Source organism: Bacillus sp. C30, from assembly GCF_040838255.1.
Lineage (GTDB): Bacteria > Bacillota > Bacilli > Bacillales > Bacillaceae_G > Bacillus_A > Bacillus_A mycoides.
Genome location: NZ_JBFPJH010000209.1, coordinates 1 through 5,866, shown reverse-complemented (window position 1 = coordinate 5,866; position 5,866 = coordinate 1). Strand labels below are relative to the sequence as shown.

Below are 5,866 nucleotides of genomic sequence, written 5' to 3'. Positions count from 1 at the left end.
CCCAAACGCCACTTTATAATCCGTTCTCTATTTTTTAAAACTTTGCAACAGAACCTTTTGTAGAGTAATAGTATCAGTATGTCCAAGGTTTAGATATTACTTGCAAGCATCTTCATTTTTTTGCACCAGAACCCAGGCGCACAATAATGACGTTGTATTGTGCGCCTGCTCTTCGTTACATACCATCACTTATCTAAAGTAAACAGTTTAAGAGAAGTTCTTTTCTCATGCATGTTTATATAAAATCTAGTTTTTATATAATATGTAAACACACTTGAAAATTTTCTATAATAGAAGATTCCCCTTGCCACTCACGCCAGTGTTTTAAGTGAAGTTCATGTATACCTGCATGTATTACTTGAAATTTAAATAGGCGTATCCCCGTATGCCCAATTGCTTTTTCACTTATGCCGTAAGGCTGAAATTTTTCTGTAAGTAAATGTACTTCTGGTATGTTACATACAGTCCAACGATATCCTGTAGTGGGGTTTTCTATCAACTGTATAGAAAATAGTTGGCCTATGTGAAGGGTGATAATTTTCCCTTGATCTTTTTGTGTAAGTATAAGTAATGGTTGGCTATGAGACATCATATATAACTCCCTTACTCTACTATTGTTAATGATAACTTTGGCTAAAAAATATTATTCATCATTTTATTCTGTAGTGATGGGGCAGCACGATTTACCAAACATATATTTCATTCACAGTTCCATTACTTTCTGTATAATCCACAATTCTTTGGTGTTCGCAAGCATGAGATGCTAGCATCGTCAATGCAATACTTGAACTCATTGGAGTGTTGAGTAACTTTTTCCATATATCACCTGATCTCATCAAAGATCCTGTACTTTGGGCTGTAGACCGTATAGAATCGATCTTTGCATTATCCTGTCTTATAGGAGTATCATTGCTATTGATCGTTTTATTCGATACAGTAGGCGGTAATTGTGTTGGATAAGCTAATGGTGTTTCAAACGAACTCAGTTCTGTTCGAGTTTTATTTTCCGGACTAGAAAAAATAGAAATATCCGTTAGAACTTGATTGCTTTCTGTAAATTGTACCGTATATCCGGATGCTTTTGCTGCGATAAGTTGTGCTAACATAGACAAAAAGGCTGTGTCATTGCCAGCATATATTTTTCGCCAACCCGTATTTTTCAAATAGATCCATGCATTACGCTCTGTAGCATGTGCCCATAATCCTGTAACCAGATCTTCATTTGATTGCTTATTTGTCATAATACCATCGATCCCATGATTTGCCCAACTATCAATGCCGCACTCTCCATAAGCGATCCGGAAAAATCCTTTTTCTCCCCATTGTTCACCCCAGCTATTTTTACAAATCCAGCACCCTTGTTGATCATCATATCCAATGATTGTAACACAATGTCCGCCAAGACTGGCACCTTTTATGTGTCGATAGACTCCACCTTGATAATAATAAAAATCTTCGTATACATTAAAACAAGCACTCACAGGTCCTTTTGTTGCAATCCATTGTTTAATCGCAGCAGGTTTTTGTGTTAAATCGGTATATCCAGTAATTTTTACGAGTCTGTTATTGGCATCGGAACATAATCCACTACAATTTTGTTTTGCTAATCCTGTGCTATAACTATAGCAATCCTCATCTACAATACCCTTTGTCCGTAAGGCCTCGTACGCATTTGCTGGCCACCATCCATTATTGCAATTTCGACCTTCATTATAGCCATAACAAAAAAATAATTGTGCCTCACTCAAATCAATTTCCTTATTTGGATCATTGTCTTGTATGCGCCATCGGCTTTCCAGTGTGGCAAGAGCCCCAAAAGCGACGCAAGAACCACAATTTTTTTGGTCTTTAATAGGGGTGATAAAATTTTTCCCATCAACATTTCGCCAGTCATACTTCATAGGGGGGCTATCAGCTTGTAATACTTGTTGGTGGATAGATTGTTTCATGCCTTTTACATATTGTTCTAGATCTTCGATACTTTGTTCATGTGGAGGTGGTGTTACACCTAATCGTAATTTTTTCTTATCTGTTGTAAGTAGGGAAACATCTGCTTCGCCGGCTCTCCAAGGACGTTCTAAGGAAGATAAAGAATTTTGTATTTCTTTTAAACTTATGTTATTCATTGGCATAATACATTTCCTCATTTCTTTTTATTTTTCTACACGTAGCTAGTAAACAATAAACAAGTTCATTTGAAAATTAAACAGCCATGTGGGCTATTCAAATCACTATAAGAATTGCTACTAGCATGTAGAAAGCACTCTCATTATTCTATAGATCTTCCTCCCTACTTTATGAGCAATCATATATTGAGAAATTATTTTAGGGGTTTTTGTTGCAAGTTTTTTAGTGAAGATAAACTATAGGTAAAATGTGATGAGTAGAATGGTACGGGATATTTTAAAAGAAAACGATTTAAGAAAAATATTATTTTTAGTAGTAGTGAGCTATTACTGTCGTTTTTCTTTAAGTTATCGCGATGTATCTGAAATCTTGAAAGAGCGCGGTGTTTTTATTCCTCCCACAACTATTATGTATCGGGACCGTGAATATGGAAGTTTGATTTATCAAATTTGGAAGAAGAAAAACAAAAGGGACAATCATCGTGGAATTGATAAAGAGGGACACCCTTTAGATATTTAACTTCGTAACAAACGAGATACCAAAGCAGTGTATGTGTTTATGAAATGATTCATGCCTTATATAAACAAAGCCGAAATCTGAGCTCAGATTTTGGCTTTTCGACTTATGATGAATTGCAGATTATATTTAAAATTTCCATAGGAGTAATTGAAGCACATCCAAACTTTGCAACAAAACAAAAAAAGCAGTATGGATACATGATCCATACTGTATAAAAATAAGCTACTGTAACTTTTTCTATTTTATTGTAACCATTCCCTGATACCCACCTGACCGCTTGTCATAACTGTATACATATAAATAATATTTTCCAGGTTGTGCAGTATACGTTCCAATTAACTGTTTCCCTTGAACAGTAGCATACGTCACCGGATTTTTTAAATCCTTCTCATGATATAGGATCCAATTCATTTGAATCTGATTTTGATTGGTAATCTCAATGGACAATTTGTTTGACGATTGCACATCTAGCTGATAAATATCCAGTAAATTCTTCGAATTAAACCCCCCTGTAAAACTTGTATTGAAAGGGAGTGGAGTCGCATTTTGAATCGAATCATTTGGCTCTTTAGAGACAATCATATTATCCGCAATACCCTGAAAAACCATATCACACTCAATCTGATTGTTCGTATTTACTCGATAGTTTGTAAAATATGCGGTCACCGTTTTATACCCATTCCAAGGCTTAGTAGATAACTGCTTTAGTAGTGCATCTAATACTGTATTTAAATTTCTCCAATCTGACTCTAAACCTGCTGTTTTCTTTCCTGTGTAAGTACCTCGTAAGGTAAACGTATGAAAAAAGTCAGATTGTTGTTCAATTATATTTGTATTCTGAAGCGGAATGATTTGTGTAATTTCTTTTTGTACATCCGTTAACGGTTTTGGTTCTGGACGCTTTAAATATTCATCTGAAACAGCTGGAGTTGAGTATTCCTTTTGATGATCAATTAACATCTGCATATAATTTTGGTACGCTGTATTTAATGCGGTATTCTTGCTTAATGTCTCACGATATTGATCGTATTTGGTAACTTGATTATTTTTAATGATATCATGTAATTGAGAAAATAAATCCCATCGATTCTGATACATATAAGCTTGTAAAGCAAATGCATAATCATAGAATGCCCAACTTCCATATGTGGCGTAAAGGGTCTGCTGTAATGTATATCGTTTTAAAGGGTCTACTGCTAAATTTTGAACGATAGTTTTCCTTGGTATGACTTGATCCGTACGGGTAGAACCAGCAAAAAATTCTGCACTTCCCTCTTCGAACCACGTTAAACGTTCATTTTCATAGAGTTTCCCGTCACCAAATAATCCTGGAACAAGATAGCGTCCTTGTAGATAATGTGTAAATTCATGACGAAACAATTCTTCTAAACTATAGATACTATCCTTTGGTGTTCGCTCATACGTAAAAAAAGTCCCATCTTGTTCAATATAAATCCCACCATTATTTGTGTCATAGCCGTATAATAAACGATTCAACTGGTATTCTGCCGGATTATTATAGATGACCATGGTTAAGATATCGTCACGATGTCCTTTTTCTAATGGTGTATCTGATCCTATTAGACGATAAAATTGTGCCTGTACTTCCTTAGAAGCCCAATACAGCCTTTGGACTTTCTCTTCCGTTACTTGTTGTCCGGTTTTAATGATCATGGATCCATTATCAAATGTATAGGTTTTCGGTGTATAAAACTTCTTTCCTTCTTCTTGTATTTTTTTATAATCAATTGGATTTCCCTTAGCATCTCTTCCCTTATATCTTTCATCAATTTGTTGAGCGGCCGTGAGATACGCTTCGCTTAAATAGGAATAAACTTGCAATGCATCCGTAATAATTTGTAATCCTTTTTGTGATGAGGTATGAAAGACACCCATTCTACTCGTATAATAAATCCCATTATTAATAATCCAGCCTGTATCTGCATTTACTTGACCGTATAATGCCATTTTTCCAATCTCTTCGATAAAGGGATTGATTCTCCCGTACCAAGGTGATTGGTTAGGTGCTGTCCCAGTTTGGTACAAGTACGTTTGAAGATCATAGTCAATCCCACTTAAAAGACTGTATACAGCTGTTCCTTTTGAATATTCTTTCGCATACGCTTGTAAGTTTCGATTAAATTGTTCTAAAATAGGGACTGCCAGCGACACAATTTCCGGATTACTCGATGCATTTCCAATTAAATTCCCATAAGCCGCAACGACTCGATCCTGTTCTGTTGTGCCTAGTCGAAATGCTGGATTTGTTGCGATTGCCTTTAAAGCCGGTAAGCATTTATCATGGAACTTACGATCATTGAGATACGCAAGTTCCTTATAGTAATACCCTAAATAGAATCCTGAACGCAATACTTCCACTAGTGTTTCTATTCCATTTGAATTTGTTGTTGTATACGTAGTTCCTCTTGTTTCTAACTCTTGAATTAAGAATTGAACACGATTTTGATCTTGATAAAATTTGAGAGAGTCTGCATTAAATTGAAATAAATCAGTAATATCACTCCAACGTATGGTCGAAAGTACTTGCACTAACTTTTCATAGCTAAGCGCATTTAGTTGCGCCATAGTGTATGTTTGTTGAGCAGACAGAGCGATACTAGGCATTGCAGGGTATGTTTTAGGATAAGGTGGTTGGATTGATCGATTTGTTTGAGATGGTATAGTGAACAAAGAGGAAGTATACTGGTATGGTTTATACGATGGGTTTTGGGACATGTATTGTCGGTTTATTTTGGACGAATTTAGATGTAAGCCATTTGAGTTCTGATTAAATGATGGTGCCAATGCATTTCCAAACGTACCTTGTGATAATATGCTAACCGGTTTGAATGCTTTTATTTTGTTGGAATCCTGTATGGAGCTTGCCTCTACAAAATGTATGGAACCTAGACTCATACAACACAAAATCATAATGATTATTTTACCTATACGTTTCATCCAATTCCTCCATTTCAAAAATCAAAAAATTCTAGTTGACTGCCACATGATGGTTTCAGATTTTTTCATAGAGTATCAGAGCCACATAACTTAACTATGGAAATACTTCTTGAAAAATAATGATTGTTTTCATAGAAATCCCTCCTTCTCATTTTCGCTCTTATATACATGTCGGGATAAAACCAGTATAAAAGGATTTGACATATATCTTTTCGACCGACACAACATATCCTTTTAACTTCAGCCCAACATTACTTAATAT

3 protein-coding genes and 1 pseudogene are annotated in these 5,866 nt (G+C 35.4%); 1 reads left to right on the top strand and 3 read right to left on the bottom strand.

Features of this window, described 5'->3' with window-relative positions; genetic code table 11:
* Positions 1-253: 253 nt before the first annotated feature.
* Together AB3X49_RS16495 and AB3X49_RS16490 are read right to left on the bottom strand one after the other, a co-directional pair.
* On the bottom strand, positions 254-589 hold the full coding sequence (locus AB3X49_RS16495) for a protease inhibitor I42 family protein (RefSeq protein ID WP_367963411.1): 336 nt from the start codon (positions 587-589) through the stop codon (positions 254-256).
* Positions 590-683: 94 nt separating this feature from the next.
* Positions 684-2,147 (bottom strand): C1 family peptidase, encoded by a 1,464-nt coding sequence (locus AB3X49_RS16490; protein ID WP_367963408.1) that lies wholly within the window; start codon positions 2,145-2,147, stop codon positions 684-686.
* 282 nt (positions 2,148-2,429) lie between these two features.
* Here AB3X49_RS16490 and AB3X49_RS16485 point away from each other — a divergent pair.
* Positions 2,430-2,595, top strand: a pseudogene (locus tag AB3X49_RS16485) (IS6 family transposase); the annotation flags it as partial.
* 288 nt (positions 2,596-2,883) lie between these two features.
* On the opposite strand, the gene AB3X49_RS16480 reads toward AB3X49_RS16485, so the two are convergent.
* The gene (locus tag AB3X49_RS16480) at positions 2,884-5,604 is read right to left on the bottom strand and encodes a collagenase (RefSeq protein ID WP_367963405.1); all 2,721 of its coding nucleotides are present in this window, start codon (positions 5,602-5,604) and stop codon (positions 2,884-2,886) included.
* Between the last annotated feature and the right edge of the window lie 262 nt (positions 5,605-5,866).